Source organism: Bacillus sp. N1(2025) (assembly GCF_053470005.1).
Genome location: NZ_JBLTJB010000006.1, coordinates 45,084 through 70,596, shown reverse-complemented (window position 1 = coordinate 70,596; position 25,513 = coordinate 45,084). Strand labels below are relative to the sequence as shown.

The window sequence follows — 25,513 nt, the reverse complement described above, 5'->3', positions numbered from 1 at the left end:
AAAAACTAATGTGCGAGCCGAACCGCCTCATACGGTCTGACAAACTTACTTTCGTAAAGGCCCGCGCAAAAAAAGTTTTCTTCCCGGTTTGCCACCCGCCATCCGTGACCGCGGATCGTATCAAACCACTTTAATTCACCGGCGGCGAGATCAGCTTGATAAATACGCGAAAATCCGTTTTCGTCCTGTGACGATGTGACATAAATAATCCCGTTATCCTCAGAAACGTCGAGAAATGATTTTTCCCGTACGGCGGGCCCGGCTGTAATGGCAAACTCCTCTTGCGTCCGCACGTTTCGGACGGCAACCTCCCCCCGTTCTCCCTTTGCCGCGCCCTTTGCTGCAATGAGCCAGTCATTCTGATACATCATCATTGAAGCCGTCATGCGCTGCCTTTCGCGGCTTATACGCCGGATGCGGTCTTCCGTCAGATCATACGCCCAAATGCCGCCATGATTCATATGAATCCGGGTGCCGATATAAATCGTCTGACCGTGTAAACAAAGCGAACGGATGACAGGCGGCTCCTTTAATTGTGAAAAGGGCTTAGCCACATGCCAAGTGACGCCGAAATCATCAGATAAGTAGAGGCAATATGTGCCGTGCGCACAGACAAACCCGTCATTCCGCCCGGCAACGGCCCATACGGAGGCGCTGGTCGGAAATCGGGAGGCCGTCCAAGTCTTTCCCTGATCGGCTGATCTGAGAACGGCGCCTTTTTCTCCAGCCGCGAATATGTAGGGCCCTATGTAAGTCAGCACATGAATTCTGCTTTTCACTCGGAATAGTCTTTTCCAGCCTTCTTCCGCCGAAAAATGAAAAATACCTTCGTCTTTCACCGCGACAAAATATCCTGAGGTCACTGATGCCATGACAGCCGTCGCGCCTTTATGAAACATGGCACCGGTCTCCGTGGTGAGCGGCCCATGCAAGAAAACCGCGGACAAATTCTTTGCAGCATTCCTGATCCTCAGCCGTCTCGGGCGCCAGCTCGATTTTCAGCGTTTCCGGATATAAATTGGCTCCGGCCTGTTCAAACGCATCGCAAAACAGCGTGACCGCTTCGCAAAACTTCGGGTAGGCGTGATCGCCTGAACCGAAACAGGCCGTTTTCAGTCCGTTGAGCTGGCTGTGCAGAATATCTTCGTAAAAATCTTCCGCTTCGTAAGGAAGATCACCATCCCCCCATGTGTACGTGCCGACAAAAACATAATCATATGCTTCGAGAGAATCCGCATCTGCCTCATCCATGTCGAGACAGTCAACTGCTATCTGATGCCCGCTCAGTGTTTCTTTTATAATGCCGGCAATATCCTCTGTATTCCCCGACATGCTTGCGTATATCATTAATGCTTTCTGCATATGATCACCTCGTAATTGATAATGATTTTCATTAACATATATAACACTTTAAATGATAATGATTTTCATTGTCAATAAAAAATAAAAAAAAGACAGCATGATTGCTGTCTTTCTAAAATGGGCGTTCCTGCTTCAGCATATCTTTAATGACAGAAACAAAAGCCTGCACCTGTTTTAATTCAAATGCCGGCTCATAACCGAGCAGCCATGTGTCACGACCGATCGGATGATCTTTTGTATCAAGCAGGGGCATTTTATTTACTTTGTCTTCCTCTTCTAAAGTGACTGACGGCAGAATGGCATAACCGATCCCATGCAGCGCCATCTGCTTGCACGTTTCAATCTGATCGACGAGGATGGTCTGTTTCGGCGAGGTTTTGAATTTTTGATGCCACCAATGCTGAATTTCCTGAAAATATGTACTGTCACTTTTGAATTGGATAAACGGCCGATCGGTATGGGCAATATCATCAATACAGGAAATTTCCGTATCAACCAAATATAAATGATCGGTCATTAAATAATCTTTCCGGCCTTTCCATTCCGGATTTCCCCGGATAATGCCGATATGTACCTGATCTTCATACAGACTTTTCAGCATTTCGCTGCTCCACCCTGTAATGAGAGAGACCTTTGCATTCGGATATCGTTCCACATATGCTTTTAACACTTTCGGAAGCCAGTGCTGCCCGATAATGGAGGCGACGGCAAGCTTTAATGTGCCGTGAATCTCACCCTCAAGTTCATCAATGTTTTCTCTGATTCTTTCTTGCCGATCCGTGACGTCATTTGCAAATTGTATGATTTTTTCTCCTGCCGGCGTTACCGTAAGTCCTTTTTGAGATCTTAGAAAGATCTTTGTTCCCCAGGCTTTTTCAATGGTCTGCAATCGCTGGGACAGAGCCGGCTGTGACACGAATAACCGTTCGGCAGCCTTCCTCATGTTTAATTCCTCAGCCAAAACTACGAGCATATGAAGCTCTTGAAGCTGCATGTCGTCCTCCTTTTCAATGCCTTTCGTATTTCTTATCTACCATTCTAATAAAATAAAGGCTGCCGAGGCAAGCGCCACTCATATGTATGCGTTTTCTTTTTCCGGCATGCAAAAGAACAAATAGGCTGATCGTGCGAGCCTACTTATTCAATGATCTGATATGGCTGCTCAACTGTTTTAACACGACTCTCCTCGTGAAAATGCCTTCAAAGACGCCTTCATCATTTTCAACGCAGACAAAGCCGTTGTTAATGACCATGCTGAACCCTTTGATAATCGGATCATTGATGTGGAGACGGGGAATGTCTTTCAGCATGACTTCCTCAACCGTAATTTGATCCAGTTTCTCAAACTCGATCCGTTCAAGTCCGAAAATGCTGTTCATAATCATATTTGTCCCGATCAAACCGTGCAGACGGTACGAAGCGTCGAGGACGGGAATGGCGGTATAGCCGGTTTTGGTCAGCACTAATAGAGCATGCTCAAGGTTGTTTCCGACTTGAACGTGCGCCACTTTATCCGCCTCGATCATAAATTGTCCGACTGTTGCATCAAGAAGCTGATCTGATTGTAAGCTAATCATGTCACTTCGACCCCTTTACATTTTTCATCAAAGCATGTATTCCCTATATTGCAATAATATAAACATTATCATTTTTTGTCGAAAAGTTTCCGTCAATAAAAAAGATACTCTTTGCAATCGAGTATCAATTTATAGGCCGCTGATTAATTTTCATTCCGAAAACGGTCATAGAGCGTTACGAGTTTTTTATAAGTGGTTCCATCAACGCTTTTTGACCCCGCTTCTATATCGTTGATTTCGCTGGTCAAAAGCTCAATGGCATATTCTTGATTGATCAGGATATTCAGCAGAAGTTTCTGTTCTTCTTCCGTAAATCGTTCACCGATAAGACTCATACGTAATCAGGCCCCCTATTTTTAACTGAATACCTCCGAAAGCAAGGTGAAATTTGCTTTCAGCTCTACCGCTAGAATAAGTAAACAGAAAAAAATCGTCAACCGCATAATTCGACATTTTGCGGATTCTGTATGAAATATTATTTTGTGTAACGATTGGCATAACTGAATGCTGTGCAGGAATCGGGCTTGATTTTCGCTTCAATGCCCATCGAGGTAATGCGGCCGGTCATTTCTTGTATCAATTCTTTTGTCAGCCCTTTTTGACCGATATCCAGATGCACTTCAAATGAAAGATCCGCCCCTTCATCCGCAAAAGGCAAGAGCAAATCTGTCAGTTCCATAAGACGGCCGTCGAGGATATGCGCAGCCATCTCCTGGCTGAACGCGGTTTCCAGCGAAATTTTTTCGCGAAGGCTATGTATCGGTCTTGCAAGATCGTGATTTTTCAAACAGCCCCAAGCTCCCTTGCCTGTACGGTGCAAGTGTATAGCCGTAATAAACTTTGTGAAGTCGCGGTAAACTTGTGAATCAGTCCCTACAGACAGCACGTATGCTGAACGGGGGTCTTTATTGACAAAGCGTTTCAGCCGCTCCGTCACGTCTTGAAAGGTCATCTGTGCCTCAGAAAGATTATAAAACAGAAAAGAATCAGCCATGTACGGACACTCCTCTTTCCAGAGTCTACAACCAAACGAACAAGCACGTTCCTTTGCATAATTTAATAAAGCTCCGCTTGCGGAAGACCGGAAGCTTGGTCAGCCTGAAAAATCAAATCAAATTACTGAAGGAGCTCAAAAATTTCAATAGAAATCATGTCAATGTTATCAAACGGATATGTGTTAGGTTTTTCACCTTTTTGGAAAACCGTCAGTTCAAACGTTTGATTTTTTTCGAAATATTTAACACTGCAAATTTTTTCGCCGTTAACTTCAAAATAACGCTGCATCGGCTCGTTAGCCGCTTCCGCTGTTTCTTGCAGACTTTGCAGCCGCGTGATGATACCCATTAATTGTGACATTCTAAAAAAAGACTCCTTTCAAAAAACAACTTCAAATCAACAAGTATTTATTATAATACAAGTTCTACAGAGCATCATACCATAAAGTAGACCGGGATGGCATTTTCCCGCTGGATTTTCAAAAAGAAATAAACGGGAAAACCGTGTTTTCGAATAGTTTGAAGCTTTTTTCGGAATGTCATACACCTTTCAAAAATAATTTTTCGCTTTTTGAGCCGCCATTATCAGATGTATGTAAGGAGAAGCCCTTTTATGAGGAGACAGCATAAAAAAACTTGGCGGGGGTAGCGCCAAGTTTTTTCGGATCTTGATCTGATAGAGGGGTTGGGGAACAGAGAGTAACTTCTCTCTATAACTAAATGATAATGATTATCAGTATCATTGTCAATCGTTTTTTAAAACTTTTTCACACTTATAAAAAAAGCGGCATACAGCAGCCGCTTTAAAGTAATCCGTCCTGTTCATATAAATAAGAGTAAGGCAGATCGATAAATAAATACATATTGTCATCCATCGGGTATGAAAAGGTTCTGATCATCTCACCCGTCTCAATATCACTGTACAGGTCACTGAAAAAGCCTTTTCTTGAATTCCGCATCTTCATGATGTTTTCTAAAAAGTACGGACGCCAGCTCCAGTTTTTCTCCATGTATTCAGGCTGATAAAGCCATTCGCCGGACTGCTTGAACACATTTCCCGTCAGCTGATAGCCTTCTTCATCACACATATAAATTCTGAAGCAGCAGTCGGTCAGGTTTTCCGCCAGTTTTTTAATAAACTCATCGTCCGCCTGATGGGTTTTCTTCAGCTCGGAAACTGCCTGATTGACCCGCTTATAAAAATTCTCAGAGTGTTCATATACCGTTTCCAGCTTCTTTTTTTCTCTCGTAATAAATTGCTGAAACTCCGTTTTCAAGCGTGCTTTTAACAGGCTCCGGTCTATAAAATCGCCGCTCGGCGCCTGCAGATAATAGCCTTGAAAAAATCGGCCTCCGTTTCTCCATGCGTACTGGAGCTGGAAATCAGCTTCTATATCTTCATACAGCAGCGCGGCGCCGATTTTTCTCGCCAGCAATGAAATGCTGTACAGCACATGCTCATATGATGGTGACGGCTGAGATACCTTCAGCGCCTGCAAATCTATTTTCAGAAGGTCCGGTGAAAGGAGCGCGATTCTGTCCAGGTTGCTGCTCTCCTTACCTATATTGTCCACCGCGATTTTAATGCCGTATGTACGATAATAGGCAAGCATATGGTACAGCTGTTCAATGTCGCCTTCGAAATTGTGCTCGGTGATCTCAAGCACAATACGGTTCAATTCAATGCCCTGCTCTTCGTATTCTTTCAAAAGCTCAAGAAAGCTTTCGCCGTGGTCAAGCATCAATACATTCGCATCCTGATTGATAAAAATCAACAGATCACGGTCAGCTTCTTTAAACCGCTCCAGCGCCTGCCTGATGACTCTGTCATCGACCTCAAGCTTATATTCTTCCGGAATGCCGGAATCTAAGAAAAACGACCCGAGGCTCTCAATCTCCGCATCTGCCAAAATACGCCCAAGCACCTCATAGCCTACGACTCTTTGTTCTTCAGCGTTAAAAATCGCTTGGTAATACGGAATGACATCATCAATATTCGTCAGTATATCAAGTGGGTCCAACATGTTATCACCTGCTTCTCTATCTTTGTCTGATTATACACAATTATATCAGCACCACAAATGTTTAGATTAGGGGAAAAGGAGGCAGTATGGCAGCAGCTTAAAATAAAAGGGGGATATTTTTAAGATCACTCTTCAGACCGGTTAATTAAGGACGTTATTCATTTGTTTCACAATCACAAATAAAAGGATAAATATAAGAGCATTATAACCGGCAGCTGTCCAAAAATAATGGCTCCAATCAGTGCTGTTAAATATCCAATCATCATCATGTTTCAACTGAAAGAAAGTTCCTTTTTTATCTAAAGTGCCAAATGTAAGAGTTGTTAACCCGCCAACACTCTCGGAAACGTCAACTCCATACATTGAACCGGCATGATCAGTATGATTTATTGGCATATACGTATAATCAGATAAAATTGTTTCCGCCAGCTTGGTTGGCAGAGACACATATAATACAGCCGATGTATCGCCTCCGAGCCCACTCAAATACTCCCTGGCTTTAATACATTTCGTTTCATCAGGAAAATCTATGTGATATAGCTTTTCAAATCTGATTATTTCATCAGATGTAAGATTGGTATTTTGATAATACTCCGGAGTAAAAGCACAAATAATAAAGTACCAAATATTAAAGATGATAGCTAAACTGCTTACAAATAGTACAACGAACCATTTTAATAATTTCTTCAATTAACCGCCCCTTAATCTTTCAAAATTATATCATAATTTCGAATAGAAAATAAAACAAGCGAACGGCGGCTTTAACGTTCGCTTGTTTTGCAAAATAATCGATATATGAAAAATTAAAACGGATAAGGATTCAGCCATTGCCCCCCGTCCATTGTGATACAATCCCCGTTTATATAGGACGCTTCATCAGATAGCAAAAACGCTGCCAACGCGGCGATTTCTTCCGGTGTGCCCAGCCGGCCGAGCGGCACACTGTTCATAGTGCGGGACACCGCTTTTTCCGATTCAAACAGCTTCTCCGCACCGCCTGTCCGTTCAATCGGGCCGGGGGCTATCGCGTTTGTGCGGATGCCGTATTTGCTCCCCCATTCAACGGCCAGCGTTCTTGTCAGTGACAATACCCCCGCTTTGGCTGCAGCGGAATGAACGACACCCGCTCCCGCTCCCCATGCGTATGTAGCGGCCATATTTAAGATGACGCCCTTCTGCTCCTGCTCGATCCAATGCCTTGCCGCGGCTTGGCTGCAGAAAAATGTGCCGTTTAAAACAATCTCAATAACAGCTTTCCATCCATTGGGCGTCAGCTTCTCTGCCGGGCAAATAAAGTTGCCGGCCGCATTGTTAATCAGCGCATCGAGCCGGCCAAAGACTTTTTTCGCTTCTGTAATCATGTCTGAAGCGGCGGAATCAGAACGGACATCCATTTGAAAACAGGCGACCTGCCCCTCAAAGGTCTCAATTTCTTTTTTTGTTTCCTCAAGTGCTTCATGGTTCCTCCCTGTCACCATGACGTGCCATCCTAATTCAGCCTGTTTTTTCGCCATTGCTTTTCCCATGCCGCTTGAACCGCCTGTAATGATTACCGCTTTCTTATCCATAACAAACCCACCCCTTTTATTGAATGAATAATCATTCATAATTTTATCACAGATGTCTTTCCGCGTCATTACATGCTGAGAAGGGATTTTTCAGCCAAGCTGATGATATAATAGAACAACTCTGACAAAGGTTGGTTTTACATATGGAGAAAATGACCAGAAGAACATTTTTAAAAAGAGGATTCGGTGTTTTGGGTGCAGCTCTTGCAACGGCTTGCGGAGGCTACGGCTATGCCCGGTATATTGAACCGCGCATGATTGAAATCACCCGGCATACAATCACCAACCGCCTGATCCCCCGCGGCTTTGACAATTTTAAAATCGTTCAATTCAGCGATACGCATCTCAGTGATGTGTTTACATCCGGTGACTTGAATAAAGCAGCGGAAAAGATCAATCAGCTGAAACCCGATCTGCTCATCTTTACGGGAGATTTAATTGATAAGCCGCATTTATTTAATGATCACCAGCATGCACTCGCCGTGCTGCAAAATCTTGAAGCTCCCTTCGGCAAACTTTGTGTTTACGGAAACCATGACCACGGAGGCTACGGTACGAACACGTACAAGGCTCTGATGGAAGCTGCTGATTTTCAAGTGTTTCGAAACGGCTATCGTCAGGTGCAGCTGACAGACGGAAGCCGGATTGAACTCGCGTTTTTGGATGATGTAATGCTCGGAAAACCCGATTATGAAGGCACCCTGTCCCGCCTTTCCGAAGATGCGTTTTCCATTTTAATCGTCCACGAGCCTGATGCCGCTCTCGAGATAGGCGGATATCCCGTAAACTTCCAGCTGTCGGGACACACCCACGGCGGCCAGGTCCAGCTCCCGTTTTTCGGCCCTCTCATTACGCCTCCTTACGGAAAAACGTATACCGACGGCATGTATACGCTTCATGACACAGCCGTTTACGTCAATCGCGGGCTCGGTACGACAAGACTGCCGTATCGATTTTTAGCCAGACCGGAAATCACGCTGTTCACATTGAAAACCGAGCAAAAATAAGACTTTTATCCTGATACACAGACACCCCCTCCGTAATATGTATATGGAAAAGAGCAAAAAGGAGGGTGATGAAACTGCTGACATATCAAGTGAAACAAGGAGAAACCATCTCCAGCATTGCGCAAGACTTCAGAATAAGCGCTGCTGCTCTCCTTCAGGCAAATCCCTCAATCCAATCGGTCATATACGCGGGACAGCACATTATCATACCGAATCTTCCTGACCCATCCACCATTCCCTACTCCATCATCGTCTATATCGGAGCGAAGAAACTGGAGTTATACCGCCTTGGCAGGCTCATCCGTACGTACCCCATCGCAGTCGGAAAAATATTGACGACCACGCCGACCGGAGAATTTTACATCGTGAACCGCCAGCCTAAGCCCGGAGGCCCGTTCGGCGCTTATTGGCTCAGCCTCTCTAAAATTCATTACGGCATTCACGGAACAAATAATCCTTCCTCCATCGGCAAAGCGGTATCAAAAGGATGCATCCGGATGTATAATCAGGACGTCACTAAACTTGCCGCTGCCGTTCCTAATGGAACAAGGGTGACTATTATAAGATAGAAAGATCTTATTTGTTAATGGAACGAGCTGATGATAATATATTACAGTGGGACCTTTAGGGTAAGGAGCGTGTTTATGGATATATTTAAAAATCGCAATTTTGTCCGTCTCTTTTTCGCAGCACTCGCTTCTCAAATGGGAACGACTGTAGGTAATATGGCTTTCGCTTTTTACTTGCTGGACCATTTTTCAAATCAGCCGGCATACACGACTTTGGCTGAGCTGATGTATTCACTGCCGACAGTTTTCGTATTTCTGATTGTCGGTGTCGCAGCTGACCGGCTTGACAGGAAAAAGGTCGCAGAGAATTGTGACTGGATCAGAGCCGGACTGACGATCGTATTGTTTGCCGCATTATACACCGGGAGCATCCCTCTCGTGTTCTGTATTTTGTTCATCAGAAGCGCCGTGACCAAGTTCTTTTTCCCGGCGGAAGCCAGCCTTGTACAAGCTATTCTGCCTAAGGAGCATTACGCGAAAGCGGCGGGACTTAACCAGATCCTGTTCAGCATCTTCATGGTATTCGGCGTCGGTATAGGCGCGTTTATGTATAAAACGATCGGTATTCACGGAGCCATTATCCTTGATTTTGTCAGCTTTATTGTATCAGGCTTTCTGATCCGCGCCTGCCGCATTCCGAAAGAAGCCCGTCAGCCGAACGGCCCTTTTAAATGGGGAGATTCGTTTCTGAAAGACTCGGTCGCTGATTTTAAGGAAGGGATCGTATATATTGTTAAAAACAAATTGCTTGCTTCCCTTATTTTCGGCTTTTTTATCTTTGGTTTTGTCAACGGCGGCTTTGCCGTACTGCCGATGTTTACGATGAAATACGGACTTGCGCCTGATCATTACGAATCACATACTTCCATCTTCACCGTCGCACTCGGCTTCGGCCTGCTTGCAGGAAGTGTGATCGGAACGATGATCGCGAAAAAAGTCAAACCGCATCATTTGATGTCGATTCCTATTTTGGCAGCCGGACTGCTCATTTTTGTCCTCGGCTATACGGATAAGCTGTGGATTTATTATGCGGCGGCTTTCGTCCTCGGCATGTGCATCGGCCCTGTCAATATCGCCATCGGCGGCTGGATGCCGAAAATTGTTCATCCGAAAATAATGGGCCGGGTCAGCGGCTGGCAGGATCCTTTTATGATGTTTGCCCAATCGATTACACTCGGACTGGTTGCCCTGTTATTTCCGAAATTCGTTTCCAATATTGATTACCTTTATTACGGCATGGGAATCGTGATTTTAGCGGTATTTGTGTTCTATTTTATCGCTCTTCCGAAATACAGCGCCGAGGCAGCAGAGGTCGATGTGCAGCAATCATTAAAGGCTGATTCCGAAAAACATGCGAATCCTGTCTAATAAAGGAAAAAGATGCGCCCTTTTCATCAGAAAAAGGCGTATTTTTATAATCAATATTTGCATTTCAACGCTAAAAAAGTATAATCTATATATGAACTTGATCAATGCAAAGGAGAGAAATAATGGACGACCACGCTTATTCGAAAGAGCTGCAGCCAACCATCGAGAATCTTTCAAAAGCTGTTTATACTGTGAACCGCCATGCAAAAACCGCCCCCAACCCTAAATACCTTTATCTGCTGAAAAAACGGGCATTACAAAAGCTTGTGAAAGAAGGCAAAGGGAAAAAAATAGGGCTTCACTTTTCAAATAATCCCAGGTTTAGCCAACAGCAGTCAGACGTACTTATCTCTATCGGAGACTACTATTTTCACATGCCTCCAACAAAAGAAGACTTCCAGCATCTTCCGCATTTAGGTACGTTAAATCAATCGTACCGCAATCCTAAAGCACAAATGTCTTTGACAAAAGCGAAAAACGTATTGCAAAAATATGTGGGCTTAAAGGAAAAACCGCTTGCCGCCAACAGGCAGCAGCCTGCTTATCATAAACCCGTATTTAAAAAACTTGGTGAGAGTTATTTTTAATTCCGCCGCAAAAAAGCCGATGCGTCATGCATCGGCTTTTTTCTATTCAATCACGTACGTATCCACTTTTTTAATGAGCTCGCTGATTTCAGGCTTGCTGATCTGTTCATCCGCTCCGACTACTTCGCCCCGGTGGCGCAGGTCGTCCGTAATCAGGGACGAGAAAATCATAATCGGCACATCAGAGCTTTGCGGGTTATCCTTAAGGAGCTTCGTCAAACGATGCCCGTCCATTTTCGGCATCTCAATGTCACTGATAATCATGTCAATATGGTCTGACAGGTTTTCTCCGTTATCCGTCAGTTCCACGACGTAATCATACGCTTCTTTTCCGTTTTCAAACGTAACGATTTCACTGTACCCCGCCTCAGTCAGCTCATCCGTCAAAAGACGCATCAGAAGCGGCGAATCTTCAACGATGATCAGTTTTTTACCCGCCCGTCTTTCATCAAATCCTTCCTGATGGACATGGTAAGTCTCAACTCCGGATGCCGATTCAATATCGTAAATGATCTTTTCATAATCAGGCAGAAAGATCATCGTGTCTTCCAGTTTGATGATTCCCGTTAAATGCCGCTCCATGCCCTGGTTCAGGGAAGTCGGCTTTTCAATCGCCTCCCAGGACACCCTGTGGATTTGTGAAACGGAACCGACGTGAAAGACGATTTTCCGTTTGTTGAATTCCGTTACGATATATTTATCGTCTTTTGCTCCTTCGGCATCAACGCCGAAAAAGGAATACAGACTGATGACGGGAAGAATTTCGCCTCTCAGCTTAATCATCCCTTCTACGTCTTTATGAGACTGAGGCACAGATGTGACATCTACCGGCTGAATGATTTCCCGGACTTTCATCACATTTATGCCAAATGTATTGACGCCTACTTCAAATTTGACGATTTCTAATTCGTTTGTGCCTGAATCCAATAAAATATCGTATTGTTGTAAAGACAATTCAATCCCTCGCTATCCGCATTCAGTATTGTACTGTATATATCGGCTGGAAACGGAAAAAGTGAATGTATTCGGTCCAACTGGCCATGAACTCTTTATAAAAAAATGCTTTTTTCTGATATCCCATTGACTTTTTGACATCGAGTGGTAAAATAGTCAAGGATTTTTCAGGAAGAAGGGTGTAATAAATGGGTACAGTAGTCATATTCGACCAAGATCAAATGACGGTGTTAGAAGATATCAGCAAAACGGCTTACCTGCAAATGAAAAAAGAGGCGAAAGAGCGTCCCGACAAGCCCGCTCCATACATCTTATGGCGGGAAGACGTCAGCTTTGAATACGGGTATTAATGACATTCGCCACATATCACAATAGATAGATCATGATACAATGAAGACAATCATTTCAGCTGGTTGTCTTATTTTTTTCTGAAAGAAGGTATGTTTTCACATATCGGACATATACTCGGGATAGTTCAATAAAAAGATGACAAATGCTCAGCTAGTGGTAAAATAGGATAAACTCAATATATAGTATAAGGTGATGAATTATGGAACATTTGCTTAATCCGAATGTAAAAGAAATTGAAATTTCAGGAATTCGCAAATTCTCAAATCTTGTAGCTCAGCACGACAATGTCATTTCGCTTACGATCGGTCAGCCGGATTTCTTCACGCCGCACCATGTCAAAGCGGCTGCCAAAAAGGCAATCGACGAGAACGCCACGGCATATACTCCGAATGCGGGCGGACTTGAGCTGAGACAGGCCGTACAGCTTTATATGAAGAAAAAAGCTGATTTGAATTATGAAGCTGAAACTGAAATCATCGTCACAACCGGGGCAAGCCAAGCGATTGACGCGTCTTTGCGGACGATTTTATCTCCGGGCGATGAAGTTATTCTCCCCGGACCGATATATCCGGGCTATGAACCGATCATCCGCATGTCGGGCGCCGTTCCGGTCCATGTGGATACGACGACACACGGATTTAAGCTGACGGCGCGGCTCATTGAAGAATCGCTGACACCAAAAACAAAATGCGTCATTCTTCCTTATCCGTCAAACCCGACCGGAGTGACATTGTCTGAGGAAGAGCTGCAAAACATCGCAGCCGTCCTGAAGGGCAGAAATGTTTTTGTCCTGTCTGATGAGATTTACAGCGAATTAACCTATGACAGACCGCATTATTCGATCGCGTCTTATTTGAGAGATCAGACGATCGTCATCAACGGCCTGTCAAAATCACACAGCATGACGGGCTGGAGAATCGGTTTCATTTTCGCACCGAAAGAAATTGCCAAGCACATCTTAAAAGTTCACCAATACAGTGTGACATGCGCGTCTTCAATCTCTCAGAAAGCGGCTCTTGAAGCGGTGACAAACGGTGTTGATGATGCGCTTATTATGAGAGAACAGTATAAAAAGCGGCTTGACTATGTATATGACCGTCTTGTCTCAATGGGGCTTGACGTCGTAAAGCCGTCAGGCGCATTTTATATCTTCCCTTCCATTAAGTCATTCGGAATGTCATCGTTTGATTTTAGTATGGCTCTTTTAGAGGATGCAGGTGTGGCTCTAGTGCCCGGCAGCTCGTTTTCAAAATTGGGTGAAGGGTATGTGAGGCTGTCATTCGCATATTCACTGGATACATTGAGAGAAGGCTTGGACCGGCTGGAAGCATTTATTTTAAAAACGAGAGAATCCATGCAGACTATTTAAACAACGGCATAACGCCGTTGTTTTTTATTGTTTCGGGAATGTAATAAGAAAGGCCGTGCCTCTATCCGGTTTGCTGTCTACTTGGATAGCTCCCTGGTGGTTTTTAATAAGGTTGAATGTGACCATCAGCCCCAGGCCGGTTCCTTTTTCTTTCGTTGTCAAAAACGGTTCGCCTATTCGTTTCAGCACGTTTTCCGGTATCCCGTCACCCTCGTCTTTCACCGTCACATTAACGGAATACTCATCTTCTGTCATAAGAATGTGAACCGTTCCCCCATCCGGCATCGACTCAACGGCATTTTTAATCAGATTGATAAACACCTGTTTCAGCTGATTTTGATCACCGTTAATATACATGCTGTCATGTTCATAATCCGTTTTGATAAAAATCCCTTTAAGATTTGCCTGCGTCTCTAAAAGAGCGGTCACTTCACTTATAATTTTCTTTAAGTTTACACGCTCTTTCACGGCGTTTTGCTGAGGTTTGGCAAGCATTAAAAGCTCACTTAAAATTAATTCGATTCTGCTCAGTTCAGAAAACACAATTTCAAAGTAATGTTCGTTTTCCCCCATCGTCGGCTTCATGAGCTGTAAAAATCCTTTGATCGCCGTCAGCGGATTGCGGATTTCGTGAGCGATTCCCGCCGCCAGCTGCCCTGCGATAGACAGCTTTTCCGACTTCAGCATTAATTCCTCCGTCTGCTTCCGCTCAGAAATGTCACGCAGAATGACCTGCACGGCCGTTTCTCCGAAAAACGTCGTCGGAATGCAGACCATTTCCGTGTAGATCAGCCGGTTTTTAAAGGTAAACCACGATTGCTTAATAATTTCTGACTCGGTCTTTCGGTTGATAATATTTTGGATCCGCTGTTTCACGCCGTCATGATCACAGGGATGAAGCTGATCATAGACGTTTTTCCCGATTAAATCTTCATATGTTTCAGCCTCAAACAGCGAAATGCCCGACTCATTCATGAATACCCATTTATCATTGTGAATCACGGCGATCGTATCAATTGAATTCTGAATGAGGAGCTGATAACGCTCTCTGCTTTTTTGCAGAATCGTTTGGAATTTTTTCCGTGAAGAAATATCAATCAGAAGCAGCAATTCCGCCCGCTGATTTTTATATGTCGTCGGTGCCGCCTTTACTTCTAAATGAACGGGCGTGCCGTCGAGCCTTCTCCACGTCTGTTCGATCATTCCGACTTCCATTCCTTTTTGCATCCGCACAATTCGGTTTTTCACAATGTCGTGATACTCTTCTTCAATAAACTCATAAGAGCGCCTGCCGATTACCTCGTCTTTGCTTTCGGCTCCCAGCATGGCAAGCATCGCATTGTTGGCGTATGCGATTGTGCCGTTGATGCTGACATATAAAGGATTCGGCAGCATTTCGACAAGACGCTCGAATTCGCCGTTTCCAGCCGCATCTTCCGACTGTTGTTCTGCCTTTTGCTTCTTTTGTTCATACATATAAGGCCGGCGGGGCGTCTTCTCCTCAAGCACCTTGATTTTGAGGATGATTTCCCGATCCGTCCCCTCCATTTGCGGTGTGACAATTTCCACACCCGCTTCAAGCCATACGATGGTATGATCTTTTTTAATAAGACGAAAGGTGCAAGGCATCAAATGATGCTCATTATAGAAGTAACTTTCAACCAAAAATTGATCTTCTTCATGCAGGAACGTTTTGAGAAATGACCCGATCATCTCTTCCTGAGAATAACTGAAGTACGATTTGCAGTTTGCAGAAATATACATAATACGCCCGTTAGACGTCAAAACGGCATGAAGATCGGTTTTCGATTGAAACTGTTTGACATGCTGAGTATCCTGTTCCACAGAATCCCTCCTTTGCATTATACTCGCACTGCAGGCTGGACACGGACTGGTATAAAAAGAAATTCCACTAGATTGATTCGCTAAAAAATAAGCATTCTCCTTCTATTCTTATTGTGAACGTCAATTTTCCTGAATGAAAGAAAGGGCGCACGAGATGTTCGGCCGCCCTTTCATTTGTTATTTTTTATTGTATTTCTTTTCAAGTTCTTTGTAAGCGTCAATTGCTCCTTTGGCAATGTTTTTGCTTACATGATCTTTATCATCTCGAACAGACGGAACGACGACGCTGAATGCCACTCGTGGATGTTCTGATGGATAATAGCCGACAAAGGTCAGGTTATACGTCTCTTTCCCCCACCAGTTTTTGTTCGTGCCGTAATAGTGCGTCTGCGCGGTTCCCGTTTTACCGGAAACATCGGCGCCGGACCCCTGGAATGTTGAATAAGCCGTTCCTTGAGGTGAGCTTGTAACCAATTTCATCCCTTTATGAACTTGGTCAAAATCGCTCGGACTGTTATTTACTTTGTTCAAAATTTTAATATCTCGCTGTTCAATCGCTTTTCCAATCTTGTTTTTGCTGTCCGGTTCATGAATGCTTGTGACGATCCGCGGCTGGACGCGATACCCTCCGTTTGCGATGGCTGAAATATATTGAGCCATTTGAAGCGGCGTATATGTATCAAATTGTCCGATCGCAAAGTCAAGCAGCAATCCCCCGACCATTTGCGGATTTGACTGCATGCCCGCTGATTCCTGGGGAAGATCAATCCCGGTCTTCACACCTAGGCCGAATTGGGCGTAGTAGTTGCGCATTTTCTTAATATCGTCTAATCCGGCAGGCAGCGTGCCGTGCGGGACGTAGGTAATGCCCGCGATATTCATGGCCACATGAAACATATACACGTTTGAACTTCTTTGCAGCGCAGTCAGCTCAGTAATGGCTCCCATTTGTGTCCACGATTGTTTTTTCGTGTCGCCTTTAAATACAAGCGGCGCATCGACAAACGTTTTATAATGCGGGAGGCCGCTTTGGTAACCTGCGAGAACAGTCGCTCCTTTAACAGAAGAGCCCATCTCATATTGGGTCGTAAATGCTCCGATCGCAAAATCCTGTGTTTTATTTGTTTCGAGATCGATTCGTTTCCCCGCCATTGAGAGAATGTCCCCGTTGTTCGGGTCCATCATGACGGCAAATCCTCTGTCAACCATATAGTTGCCTGCGGCGCGGCTTCTTCTCAGCTCTTTTTCAATGACTTTTTCGACTTTCGACTGTAGTTCCATATCGAGCGAGAGCTGCAGATCGTAGCCTCTGCTGCCTTCATCGACGGGCTTTTGGCTGACGACCTCACCTTTGCTGTTTTCCACATACTCTACTTTTTCTTTATGCGCGTTTAAATAGTCTTCATACTGATATTCGATGTAGCTTTTTCCCACTCGGTCATTCAGTGAATAGCCTCTTGTGACATAGTAATCTTTCCGTTCGCCCAACAATCCCTGTTCCGGTGTCGTCACACCGCCGAACAGAGAGTACAGTGTTTTGTCGTACGGATATTTCCGCGTCCAGTCATTGATTACGTCAATGCCGGGTAGCTCTTTCAGGTGCTCGGATACGACGGAAACTTCTTCATATGTCAGGTCGCTTTTCGGTTTTTGCTTGTTGTTGTCATGTTCGTCAAGCAGTGAACCGCTGTTTCCGTTTCCGTTCAGCTTATTCGGGTCCATTGATTTGACGACTTGCGGCTGATAGGCGTTGCCGCTTGAAAAACGCGTATAAATCGCCGCGATTTCCAGCTCTTTTTTATCTTTTTTGATCGCATCAATCTCCTGCTTCGGGACGCGTTCAATCTGGCGTTTGTACACTTCTTGGGATTTCAGGCTGTTTTCTGAATCCTTCATAAGCTTTTCCGCCTTCTTCGGATGTGCGGCAAGCCAGTAATCAATGATATTTCGATCCTTCATAAATTCAGTATCAATGTGAATCAGTGCGGCGAGATTTTTTGCCGTTTTCAATTTGTCCTTTGCCGAGGTTTTTGAGGTGGATACATATACAATTTCGGGCACGGCCTGGTTATCAACCGCCACTCTGTTCCGCTTGTCATACATCTTTCCCCGCGGTGTCGGATAATAGGCGGTTTTTGCATTTGCCTTCTCCGCATCCTGGCGGTGTTTATCCCCTTCGACAATCTGGACGATGCCGAGTTTAAAAATCAGTGCCGTAAAGAGAAGAAAAACAATCAAAAAATAGAGATTCATTCTCAGCGCTCTGTAACGTTTCGTTTTTTTCTTTGGTTCGCGCGCAACTTCAGCCACTTTCTGTTACACCTCTCAAATCATTGAATATATTTACATAAACAGATTTTAATTGTAACATTTTTGTAAAAGTTGTTACAGCGAAAACGGGTAAAAAAAACTGTCAAGATCAAATTATCTTAAAATATATCTAACACTTCAAATAATTTGAAGAGATGTAACGGATTTTAAAAAATAAATACAGATCGTTTTTCCTGATATAAAGCCATTTTTCTGTGCTCAATTACAATTATGACAAACGTTTGTTGTCAAAGGAAATGGCTGCCTGCATTATGACAAAAAAGCTGTGATAAGATTTTTCATGTAGAAAAAAACAACTTCTCTGGGAGGCTATAAACTTATGAAAAAAGCATTTCTCTTATCTGCCGCCGCGGCAGTCAGTTTGATTACATTCGGAGGCATTCAGCAGGCATCTGCCAAAGAGCTGTCATGCCAGCACGTCGTTACTGTGAAAAAAGGAAACACTGTACAGCATCTGACTCTTCAAGAGGCTGTTGAAAAACTACATATGAAAACGAGCGTGAAAAAGCTGAACGTTAAAAATGAGAAAGAACTGACTCAGCTGCTGCAAAAACACGCAAAGCATTCTGATATGACAGTTAAAGACGTTCAAAAAGAAACACCGGCAAAAACGGCTCCGACAGCTGCCGAAAAACCGAAAGCCGATCAAAACCAGACGGCTGACAATGCAAAGCAGACAGATAACACAAACAACAGCAGCGAGAAAACTCCTTCTTCTGTCAGTGCGTACGAAAAGAAAGTCGTTGAATTAACAAATGCAGAGAGACAAAAGCAAGGCTTAAAACCTCTGCAGATTGATGAAAAATTAAGCAAATCAGCTCACGCAAAATCACAAGATATGAAAGACAAAAACTATTTCGATCACCAAAGTCCTACTTACGGCTCACCGTTTGATATGATGAAGTCTTTCGGAATCACTTATAAAACTGCCGGTGAAAATATCGCCAAAGGACAGCCGACTCCTGAAGCTGTCGTTAAAGCTTGGATGAACAGTGAAGGCCACAGAAAGAACATCATGAATCCTGAGTTCACTCAAATCGGTGTCGGTTACGTAGAATCAGGAAACATCTGGACACAGCAATTTATCGGAAAATAAATAATAAAAAAGATTGCCCCTGCGGGCAATCTTTTTTATTTCACCCAAAGTTTATAAATGCTTTGAGTTCCGCTGTTTTCTTCACCTTGCGCGGAAAGCTTGTCGTATAATGATTTGGCGAGCGCCAATCCGGGCATCTCTTCTCCCATGAGCTCCGCTTCTTCAAGAGCAATTCCCATGTCTTTAATAAAGTGTTTCACGTAGAATCCTGGTGCAAAATCGCCTTTCAGCATACGGGGGGCGAGATTTGACAATGACCAGCTTCCGGCAGCTCCGGTTGTAATGCTTTTCAGCACTTGTTCCGGGTTCAGACCGGATTTTTCAGCGTAAGCCATCGCTTCAGCCACTCCGACCATTCCCGCTGCAATCGCGATCTGATTGCACATTTTCGTATGCTGGCCGCTGCCAGCCGGCCCTTGATACTGAATGTTTTCCCCCATAACGGAGAAAAGCGGCAGGCATGCTTCAAACGCTTCTTTTTCTCCTCCGGCCATAATGGCAAGCGTTCCGTTCCTCGCGCCGATGTCTCCGCCGGAAACGGGTGCATCCAGGGCGTGAATGGATTTTTCTTTGGCTTTCTCCGCTATTTTCTTCGCCAGAGACGGTTTTGATGTCGTCATATCAATGACAAACGCCCCTTCTTTTGCGTGCCGGAGAATGCCGTTTTCGCCGAGATAGATTTCCTCGACATCACTCGGATAGCCGACCATGGTAATAATGATGTCTGCTTTCTCTGAAAGGTCTTTGACCGTCTCCTGCCAGACCGCTCCCTTATTCAGAATCTCTTCCGCTTTTTGTTTCGTCCGCGTGTAGACTAAAACAGGATAGCCCGCTTCTAAAATGTGCGATGCCATACTGTTTCCCATGACGCCCAACCCGATAAATCCGACCGTTTTGTTCACTGCGCTTTCCTCCCCTGATGCGATTCATATATCATTCTTTCATGTCTATATTACCATATTATAGGCTGATAGAGTCCGCGTTACAAGGTGAATTTAGAAATAGCGCTGATCAGATCTTCGCTCGCGCTCTTTAACATATCAGTCGATTGCTTTACTTTTTCAAGCGTAACGAGCTGTTCATCAGTAGAAGCATTCACTTCTTCCGCGGCTGCCGCTGATTCTTGAGAAATGGCGGAGATGCTTTGAATCGCTTCTTGAATCGCGGCTTGTTCTTCACTCATTTTTTGAATGTCATTGTAAATATGATCTATACCTTGAACGAGAGACTGCATTTCCGTCGTAATCAGATTGAGAACCTCACCCGTTTCATGAATGGCGCTGTTTTGTTGATCATTCATTCTGCTTGCCTCAATCATCGCGTGTGACGCTTCTTTTGTCTCAGATTGAATCAGCCGGACCGTTTCACTGATATGGCCGGAAGAAAGAGCTGATTGTTCAGCAAGCTTGCGGACTTCTTCCGCGACGACGGCAAAGCCCCGGCCGCTTTCTCCCGCTCTTGCGGCTTCAATGCTCGCATTCAGCGCCAAGAGGTTCGTCTGGTCTGAAATGGCGGATATTGCCGTCACGACTTCTTCTATGTTTTTCGTTTGTTCTTCCAGGTCATTCAGCATTGCCTCTACTTTTTTCGTTTCTGAATTGGCTTCGTTTGACTTCATCAGCAGCTGCCCGAGCGCGTCCAGTCCTTTGTAGCTGGCATCCTCTGAAGATTTTGAGAGTTGTTTTATGCTGCCTGCGCGATCTGCGATTCCTTTTATTTTGACTGAGAGATTTTCTGATTTTTCGTTGATCGTCTCAACCTCTGACGCTTGCTCTGTCGCTCCGGCGGCGACTTCCTCTATCGCTTTTGCGATTTGTCCGCTCGTTTCATTTGTTTCTTGTGAAATGACGGTTAGCTGGTCAGATGTATCAGACACATTTTCTGAGGAGGCCTTAACCTGTTCGACCATCTCTTTCATATTTTCAACCATTTGGTTAAAGTCTTTTGTTAACTCGCCTACTTCATCTTTTGATTTCGTCTGGGCGCGGACGGTTAAATCTCCGGCTGAGACTGAATTTGTTTTGGCGATCAGCTGCTGAATCGGCCCGGTTATCGTTTTTGCTAGTAAATAGCTGAGTCCGATCGTAATCACAAGGGCGATCAGTGACATAAAAATGCTCACCGTGTTCATTTTGTCGGCTACTCCCATCAGCTGATCTTTTTCAAACTGCGTTCCGACTTTCCACCCTGTTTCTTTTACCGTTTGGTAGACGACCATGTTCCCCTGCAGCTCTTTGATGCCTTCTTTGTCCGTAGTGATGTCTTTTAACGTCTGATCTTCCGAAATATTTTTCCCCTGTTTTTCCGGATGCGCCAGCAGAGAACCGTTTTCATCCGCCAAAAACGCAAATCCTTTATACGGAACCTTTTGCTCGTTGACCATGCTCTGAATGGAGGACAGCTTCAGATCTAAGCTCGCCACTCCGACGACGGTTCCGCTGTTTTGAATGGCTTTTGACGCCGTCACAATCATGTCTCCCGTCACTGCATCTTTATAAGGGTCAGTCCAGACAACTTTATCGGGTTTTTCGGCCGCCATCTTATACCACGTTCTATTTGTCGGATCATAGTCTTTGGCAAATTCGGCCTTTGGATATGTAAACATTTGTTTGTTTGCGGTTCCGACGTACGCAAGCGCGACATATTTGTCATTCTGTCCGATCTGTTTTAACTCATCGTTAAAAAGCCGCGCGGTTCCTTTCTTCCCATCTGATAGAAAAGACCGGGACAATTCACCGCCTGCTAATCTCATTAATACGGTCTCATCATTTTTCAGCTGAAGCTCAATGTTCTGACCGAGTGAATTGGTGACATTCTCTGTCGTACGTTTTGCTTCCTCCGTCATCATCGGCTTTAATGTCAAATATGAAGAAACCGTTAAAAAAACAACCGTTACAATAAGCATTGCCGATACAAACACAGCAATTTTGATGTGCATTTTTTTAAACATAACCATCCCCTCCTGAGAGTTATATCGGTCTTTCGGCCAAGAAAATGAATAAACCTTGAAATAAATATCAAAAATTTCCGCCATTTGGCGCAGCAAAAAAAGAGCCGTCATGCCGACAGCTCCGCCTTACGTAAAATATTCGATTTTCGCTTTCGGGAAATAGGTTTCGATATAAGACTCCAGTGTTTCCCTTAAAGCATGTTCTTCGTCTTTTTGGTATATATACTTGCCGATTCCGTAGCGTCCCCATTTGTATCTGCGCTTCTCTTCATCAAGCTCAAGCTTTGTTTTCGGATAGTTCTTCTCAATCACCCGTTTGGCCGGTTTTGTAAAACGGTGCTGGATCAGTTCAAATGTGATGTCATGCCGAACGTCTTCATCAAGCGCCGCGTCAAGTTTCTCAAACAGTTCCTTATAGCCTTCCTCCCAGCCATCGTGAATATAAATCGGCGCCACGATGAAACCGAGCGGATAGCCCGCTTTAGCGACTTTGACGGCGGCTTCTATCCGTTTGTCGAGCGGAGAAGTTCCCGGTTCAAAGTTTTTAATGACATAGTCCGCATTGATGCTGAATCTGAACCTTGTCTTTCCGTTATGTTTTGCATCAAGCAAATGATCGACGTGGTGAAATTTAGTCACGAATCTGAGCTGTCCCAATTCGCTTTGTCCGAAATGTTCAATGGCTCTTTTTAATGTATGTGTCAGATGATCGATTCCGACGATATCAGACGTACAAGAGGCTTCAAATCTTGTAAATTCCGGCGCCCGTTCTTTCATATACTCATCAGCCTGATCCAGAATCTCTTCCACATTGACATATGTCCGGATGTAAGGCTTTGACCCCATCGTCGTCTGCAGGTAGCAATAGTGGCAATGCCCCATACAGCCCGTCGCAAACGGAATGGCATATTCGGCGGACGGCTTTGAAGAATCGAATTTCAGTGTTTTCCGGACGCCGATTACCAATGTTGATTTCGCGTTCCGGTATTGCTGCAAGTGATTTTTTCCCGGAATATTCCGGACTTGATTATGCGATGTCGTTTCTCTGATCTCAAGCCCCATGTTTTCAAACTTATTTTTCAGCTCTTGTCCTAACGGGTATTCGAGCGCTCTCGGTTCTATATAAACAAGCTGGGGAACAAACGGCTTCAGCATAGACAGACACTCCCTTTACATATTCTCATGTTGTTACTTTCCGTCCAAAAGAGAGTGAATATGCGTTGTAAACATTTCCTTTGATCAATGATACCGGTCTTCTTCAAAAAGCTCGCTGTAAAGCGCTTCCGCTTCCTCATATGTCGAAAAGACCGCGTCATCTTCGGCCAGCGGATGATAGGTTTCGTATAAAAACAGAGACAGTTCTCCCTCATGATACGGGTGATGGACGATCTCCGCCTCTTTAATATGGGCAACATTGGCGGCATGCGGATTGCGGTAAATCACATAGACCGTATCCCCCGCTGCAAATGATTTTGTCATAATAATCCCTCCTGTTGAAAGTTATTGTTCCCCCCTTTTTTCCGAATATGAAAAAAACCAGACGGCTTACACCGTCTGGCTTTTGTATTACTTATTGAATGTTTCTTTAACGAATGCGACAACCTCTTCTGTCGTGCTCATAGACAAGATTGTTTCTTTGAATGATTCAGCTTCTTTTTTAGAAAGCTTGCTGATCTGCGTTCTTGCCGGAAGGATGGATGTAGCGCTCATTGAGAACTCATCTAAGCCTAAGCCGAGAAGAATCGGAATCGCAATTTCGTCTCCCGCCATTTCTCCGCACATGCCGACCCATTTGCCCTCTTTGTGAGCAGCTTCAATAACAAGGGTGACCAGACGAAGGATCGCCGGATTGTATGGCTGATACAGATAAGCTACGCGCTCGTTCATGCGGTCAGCAGCCATCGTGTATTGGATTAAGTCATTTGTTCCGATACTGAAGAAGTCAACTTCTGTGGCAAACTGATCTGCGATAACGGCTGTAGACGGAATCTCTACCATCATACCGACTTCAATATCGTCAGAAACCGCTACGCCGGCTTCAACGAGTTTTTCTTTTTCTTCGAGAAGAATCGCTTTCGCCTGTTTAAACTCGTTTACTGTCGCAATCATCGGGAACATGATTTTTAAGTTTCCGTATGTACTTGCACGAAGCAGCGCACGAAGCTGAGTTCTGAAGATTTCTTGCTCTTCAAGGCAAAGGCGGATGGCTCTGTAGCCTAAGAACGGGTTCATTTCTTTAGGGAGCTGCAGGTAAGGAAGCTCTTTGTCGCCGCCGATATCCAATGTCCGCACGACAACTGATTTTCCTTCCATACGCTCAAGAACCGTTTTATAAGCGTCAAACTGCTCGTCTTCCGTCGGAAGCTGGTCGCGTCCCATGTAAAGGAATTCCGTACGGTAAAGCCCTACAGCTTCTCCTCCGTTTTCAAGAACGCCTTTTACATCATCCGGGGTGCCGATGTTTGCGGCAAGCTCTACATGATGGCCGTCTTTAGAAACAGTCGGTTCATTGACGAGCTTCGCCCACTCAGCTTTTTGCGCCAGGTAAGCACTGTGCTTTTCTTCATATTTCTTTAACGTTTCACGGGAAGGATCGATGATCACATCACCATCGATGCCGTCTACGATTACCGTAACACCGTTTTCAATTGTCCCTGTAGCCGCTTTTGTGCCGACAACAGCCGGAATTTCAAGCGAACGGGCCATGATCGCGGAGTGTGAAGTGCGTCCGCCGATATCAGTTGTAAAACCTTTTACAAACTGGCGGTTTAATTGCGCCGTATCAGACGGTGTCAAATCTTCAGCCACGATAACAACCTCTTCTGAGATCATGCTCGGGTTCGGAATTTCCACGCCCAGCAGGTGCCCCGTCACACGTTTTGTTACGTCACGGATATCCGCCGCACGCTCTTTCATGTACTCGTTATCCATTGATTCAAACATAGTAACGAACATGGAAGCTGTTTCTTTCAGAGCGAATTCAGCATTGACTGAATCTGTGCTGATTTTCTCCTTTACCGGGTTCAACAGCTCAGGATCACTCAGAACTAAAAGGTGCGCGGAGAAAATGTCAGCTTTGTCTTGTCCCAGTTCTTTTAAAGCATGCTCTTTAATTTTTTCAAGCTCTTCTTTAGAACGTACAATCGCTTCATCAAAACGGCTTACTTCAGCCGCAGCATCAGCAATGTTTTTCTTTTCAACCGTTAAGTCCGGCTCTTCAAGCCGGTATGCTTTCGCAATCGCAATTCCGGCTGAAGCGCCTATTCCTTTTAATTCTTGCATTACTCGCCGAGTCCTTCGCTTTTCATTGTTTCTTCTAAAGCGTTAAGAGCATCGTTTTCGTCAGCGCCTGAAGCGGAAATTGTGATTTCAGCGCCTTTAGCGATACCTAGAGACATAACACCCATGATTGACTTAAGGTTTACTGTTTTGCCGTTATATTCTAAGTTTACGTCAGCATCGTATTTGCTTGCAGTCTGTACAAGAACTGTCGCAGGACGAGCGTGGATTCCGGAATCTGCTGTTACTTTAAATGTTTTTTGTGCCATGATTATCATTCT

The 25,513-nt window shown here is 44.6% G+C and carries 25 protein-coding genes and 1 pseudogene; 7 read left to right on the top strand and 19 right to left on the bottom strand.

What is annotated here, in order from left to right:
* Positions 1–5: 5 nt before the first annotated feature.
* From ACNFN4_RS14690 to fadH, 10 genes are all read right to left on the bottom strand, one after another.
* A complete protein-coding gene (locus ACNFN4_RS14690) occupies positions 6–899 on the bottom strand; it encodes a WD40/YVTN/BNR-like repeat-containing protein (RefSeq protein ID WP_017417679.1) in 894 nt (297 codons plus the stop codon).
* A complete protein-coding gene (locus ACNFN4_RS14685; protein WP_012117440.1) occupies positions 889–1,362 on the bottom strand; it encodes a flavodoxin in 474 nt (157 codons plus the stop codon). The genes ACNFN4_RS14690 and ACNFN4_RS14685 overlap by 11 nt, the downstream gene beginning before the upstream one ends.
* Positions 1,363–1,474: 112 nt before the next feature.
* Positions 1,475–2,356, bottom strand: a complete 882-nt coding sequence (gene ccpC, locus ACNFN4_RS14680; RefSeq protein ID WP_022553414.1) for a transcriptional regulator CcpC — start codon at positions 2,354–2,356, stop codon at positions 1,475–1,477.
* Between the two features lie 139 nt (positions 2,357–2,495).
* Positions 2,496–2,939, bottom strand: coding sequence for a cyclic-di-AMP-binding protein CbpB (gene cbpB, locus ACNFN4_RS14675; protein WP_003154608.1), 444 nt, complete (start codon positions 2,937–2,939; stop codon positions 2,496–2,498).
* A 143-nt stretch (positions 2,940–3,082) separates the two neighbouring features.
* Complete coding sequence (gene abbA / locus ACNFN4_RS14670) at positions 3,083–3,274, bottom strand: antirepressor AbbA (RefSeq protein WP_007409618.1); 192 nt, start codon at positions 3,272–3,274, stop codon at positions 3,083–3,085.
* A gap of 140 nt (positions 3,275–3,414) precedes the next feature.
* Entirely contained in the window at positions 3,415–3,933 is a 519-nt protein-coding gene (locus tag ACNFN4_RS14665; protein WP_020955744.1) for a ribonuclease H-like YkuK family protein, read from the bottom strand.
* A 122-nt stretch (positions 3,934–4,055) separates the two neighbouring features.
* On the bottom strand, positions 4,056–4,295 hold the full coding sequence (locus ACNFN4_RS14660; protein WP_003154613.1) for a YkuJ family protein: 240 nt from the start codon (positions 4,293–4,295) through the stop codon (positions 4,056–4,058).
* Positions 4,296–4,737: 442 nt separating this feature from the next.
* The gene (locus ACNFN4_RS14655) at positions 4,738–5,958 is read right to left on the bottom strand and encodes an EAL domain-containing protein (RefSeq protein ID WP_014417611.1); all 1,221 of its coding nucleotides are present in this window, start codon (positions 5,956–5,958) and stop codon (positions 4,738–4,740) included.
* A gap of 141 nt (positions 5,959–6,099) precedes the next feature.
* Complete coding sequence (locus ACNFN4_RS14650; protein WP_021493756.1) at positions 6,100–6,648, bottom strand: hypothetical protein; 549 nt, start codon at positions 6,646–6,648, stop codon at positions 6,100–6,102.
* 113 nt (positions 6,649–6,761) lie between these two features.
* The gene (gene fadH, locus ACNFN4_RS14645; RefSeq protein WP_003154618.1) at positions 6,762–7,526 is read right to left on the bottom strand and encodes a 2,4-dienoyl-CoA reductase; all 765 of its coding nucleotides are present in this window, start codon (positions 7,524–7,526) and stop codon (positions 6,762–6,764) included.
* Positions 7,527–7,669: 143 nt separating this feature from the next.
* On the opposite strand from fadH, the gene ACNFN4_RS14640 reads away from it, so the two are divergent.
* From ACNFN4_RS14640 to ACNFN4_RS14625, 4 genes are all read left to right on the top strand, one after another.
* Positions 7,670–8,533 (top strand): metallophosphoesterase, encoded by an 864-nt coding sequence (locus ACNFN4_RS14640; protein WP_448200272.1) that lies wholly within the window; start codon positions 7,670–7,672, stop codon positions 8,531–8,533.
* 74 nt (positions 8,534–8,607) lie between these two features.
* Positions 8,608–9,102, top strand: a complete 495-nt coding sequence (locus tag ACNFN4_RS14635) for a L,D-transpeptidase family protein (RefSeq protein WP_089072484.1) — start codon at positions 8,608–8,610, stop codon at positions 9,100–9,102.
* 75 nt (positions 9,103–9,177) lie between these two features.
* Positions 9,178–10,470 carry an MFS transporter gene (locus ACNFN4_RS14630; RefSeq protein ID WP_014417606.1) on the top strand — a complete coding sequence of 431 codons (1,293 nt, stop codon included), beginning with the start codon at positions 9,178–9,180 and terminating at the stop codon, positions 10,468–10,470.
* A 122-nt stretch (positions 10,471–10,592) separates the two neighbouring features.
* Positions 10,593–11,057: a YkyB family protein gene (locus tag ACNFN4_RS14625; protein WP_003154622.1), complete on the top strand. Its 465-nt coding sequence runs from the start codon at positions 10,593–10,595 to the stop codon at positions 11,055–11,057.
* Between the two features lie 42 nt (positions 11,058–11,099).
* Here ACNFN4_RS14625 and cheV read toward each other — a convergent pair whose 3' ends face one another.
* Positions 11,100–12,011 carry a chemotaxis protein CheV gene (gene cheV, locus ACNFN4_RS14620; RefSeq protein ID WP_014417604.1) on the bottom strand — a complete coding sequence of 304 codons (912 nt, stop codon included), beginning with the start codon at positions 12,009–12,011 and terminating at the stop codon, positions 11,100–11,102.
* Between the two features lie 188 nt (positions 12,012–12,199).
* Between cheV and ACNFN4_RS14615 the strand changes: the two genes are divergently transcribed.
* Complete coding sequence (locus tag ACNFN4_RS14615) at positions 12,200–12,361, top strand: hypothetical protein (protein WP_007409608.1); 162 nt, start codon at positions 12,200–12,202, stop codon at positions 12,359–12,361.
* 200 nt (positions 12,362–12,561) lie between these two features.
* Positions 12,562–13,775: pseudogene (locus ACNFN4_RS14610) on the top strand (aminotransferase A).
* Here ACNFN4_RS14610 and ACNFN4_RS14605 read toward each other — a convergent pair.
* Entirely contained in the window at positions 13,756–15,576 is a 1,821-nt protein-coding gene (locus ACNFN4_RS14605) for a PAS domain-containing protein (RefSeq protein WP_160182629.1), read from the bottom strand. The pseudogene ACNFN4_RS14610 and the gene ACNFN4_RS14605 overlap by 20 nt on opposite strands.
* 177 nt (positions 15,577–15,753) lie before the next feature.
* Entirely contained in the window at positions 15,754–17,886 is a 2,133-nt protein-coding gene (locus ACNFN4_RS14600; protein WP_160182628.1) for a peptidoglycan D,D-transpeptidase FtsI family protein, read from the bottom strand.
* 340 nt (positions 17,887–18,226) lie between these two features.
* Between ACNFN4_RS14600 and ACNFN4_RS14595 the strand changes: the two genes are divergently transcribed.
* Complete coding sequence (locus ACNFN4_RS14595; protein WP_017417671.1) at positions 18,227–19,003, top strand: CAP domain-containing protein; 777 nt, start codon at positions 18,227–18,229, stop codon at positions 19,001–19,003.
* A gap of 35 nt (positions 19,004–19,038) precedes the next feature.
* On the opposite strand, the gene ACNFN4_RS14590 is transcribed toward ACNFN4_RS14595, so the two are convergent.
* The 6 genes from ACNFN4_RS14590 to ACNFN4_RS14565 form a co-directional block, all read right to left on the bottom strand.
* Complete coding sequence (locus ACNFN4_RS14590) at positions 19,039–19,905, bottom strand: NAD(P)-dependent oxidoreductase (protein ID WP_003154640.1); 867 nt, start codon at positions 19,903–19,905, stop codon at positions 19,039–19,041.
* Between the two features lie 80 nt (positions 19,906–19,985).
* Complete coding sequence (locus ACNFN4_RS14585) at positions 19,986–21,953, bottom strand: methyl-accepting chemotaxis protein (protein ID WP_448200271.1); 1,968 nt, start codon at positions 21,951–21,953, stop codon at positions 19,986–19,988.
* A gap of 126 nt (positions 21,954–22,079) precedes the next feature.
* Entirely contained in the window at positions 22,080–23,108 is a 1,029-nt protein-coding gene (gene splB, locus ACNFN4_RS14580; protein WP_003154644.1) for a spore photoproduct lyase, read from the bottom strand.
* Positions 23,109–23,192: 84 nt separating this feature from the next.
* Positions 23,193–23,432: a transcriptional regulator SplA domain-containing protein gene (locus ACNFN4_RS14575; RefSeq protein WP_003154646.1), complete on the bottom strand. Its 240-nt coding sequence runs from the start codon at positions 23,430–23,432 to the stop codon at positions 23,193–23,195.
* 87 nt (positions 23,433–23,519) lie between these two features.
* On the bottom strand, positions 23,520–25,235 hold the full coding sequence (ptsP, locus tag ACNFN4_RS14570; protein ID WP_029973671.1) for a phosphoenolpyruvate--protein phosphotransferase: 1,716 nt from the start codon (positions 25,233–25,235) through the stop codon (positions 23,520–23,522).
* Positions 25,235–25,501 carry a phosphocarrier protein HPr gene (locus tag ACNFN4_RS14565; protein WP_003154654.1) on the bottom strand — a complete coding sequence of 89 codons (267 nt, stop codon included), beginning with the start codon at positions 25,499–25,501 and terminating at the stop codon, positions 25,235–25,237. Before ACNFN4_RS14565 ends, ptsP begins: the two co-directional genes overlap by 1 nt.
* Positions 25,502–25,513 lie beyond the last annotated feature (12 nt).

Coding starts and splice junctions, on each gene's coding strand:
- ACNFN4_RS14690 (WP_017417679.1), bottom strand. CDS start 899: ATGTTTCATAAAGGCGCGACGGCTGTCATGGCATCAGTGACCTCAGGA.
- ACNFN4_RS14685 (WP_012117440.1), bottom strand. CDS start 1,362: ATGCAGAAAGCATTAATGATATACGCAAGCATGTCGGGGAATACAGAG.
- ccpC (WP_022553414.1), bottom strand. CDS start 2,356: ATGCAGCTTCAAGAGCTTCATATGCTCGTAGTTTTGGCTGAGGAATTA.
- cbpB (WP_003154608.1), bottom strand. CDS start 2,939: ATGATTAGCTTACAATCAGATCAGCTTCTTGATGCAACAGTCGGACAA.
- abbA (WP_007409618.1), bottom strand. CDS start 3,274: ATGAGTCTTATCGGTGAACGATTTACGGAAGAAGAACAGAAACTTCTG.
- ACNFN4_RS14665 (WP_020955744.1), bottom strand. CDS start 3,933: ATGGCTGATTCTTTTCTGTTTTATAATCTTTCTGAGGCACAGATGACC.
- ACNFN4_RS14660 (WP_003154613.1), bottom strand. CDS start 4,295: ATGTCACAATTAATGGGTATCATCACGCGGCTGCAAAGTCTGCAAGAA.
- ACNFN4_RS14655 (WP_014417611.1), bottom strand. CDS start 5,958: ATGTTGGACCCACTTGATATACTGACGAATATTGATGATGTCATTCCG.
- fadH (WP_003154618.1), bottom strand. CDS start 7,526: ATGGATAAGAAAGCGGTAATCATTACAGGCGGTTCAAGCGGCATGGGA.
- ACNFN4_RS14640 (WP_448200272.1), top strand. CDS start 7,670: ATGGAGAAAATGACCAGAAGAACATTTTTAAAAAGAGGATTCGGTGTT.
- ACNFN4_RS14630 (WP_014417606.1), top strand. CDS start 9,178: ATGGATATATTTAAAAATCGCAATTTTGTCCGTCTCTTTTTCGCAGCA.
- ACNFN4_RS14625 (WP_003154622.1), top strand. CDS start 10,593: ATGGACGACCACGCTTATTCGAAAGAGCTGCAGCCAACCATCGAGAAT.
- ACNFN4_RS14615 (WP_007409608.1), top strand. CDS start 12,200: ATGGGTACAGTAGTCATATTCGACCAAGATCAAATGACGGTGTTAGAA.
- ACNFN4_RS14595 (WP_017417671.1), top strand. CDS start 18,227: ATGAAAAAAGCATTTCTCTTATCTGCCGCCGCGGCAGTCAGTTTGATT.
- ACNFN4_RS14585 (WP_448200271.1), bottom strand. CDS start 21,953: ATGTTTAAAAAAATGCACATCAAAATTGCTGTGTTTGTATCGGCAATG.
- splB (WP_003154644.1), bottom strand. CDS start 23,108: ATGCTGAAGCCGTTTGTTCCCCAGCTTGTTTATATAGAACCGAGAGCG.
- ACNFN4_RS14575 (WP_003154646.1), bottom strand. CDS start 23,432: ATGACAAAATCATTTGCAGCGGGGGATACGGTCTATGTGATTTACCGC.
- ptsP (WP_029973671.1), bottom strand. CDS start 25,235: ATGCAAGAATTAAAAGGAATAGGCGCTTCAGCCGGAATTGCGATTGCG.
- ACNFN4_RS14565 (WP_003154654.1), bottom strand. CDS start 25,501: ATGGCACAAAAAACATTTAAAGTAACAGCAGATTCCGGAATCCACGCT.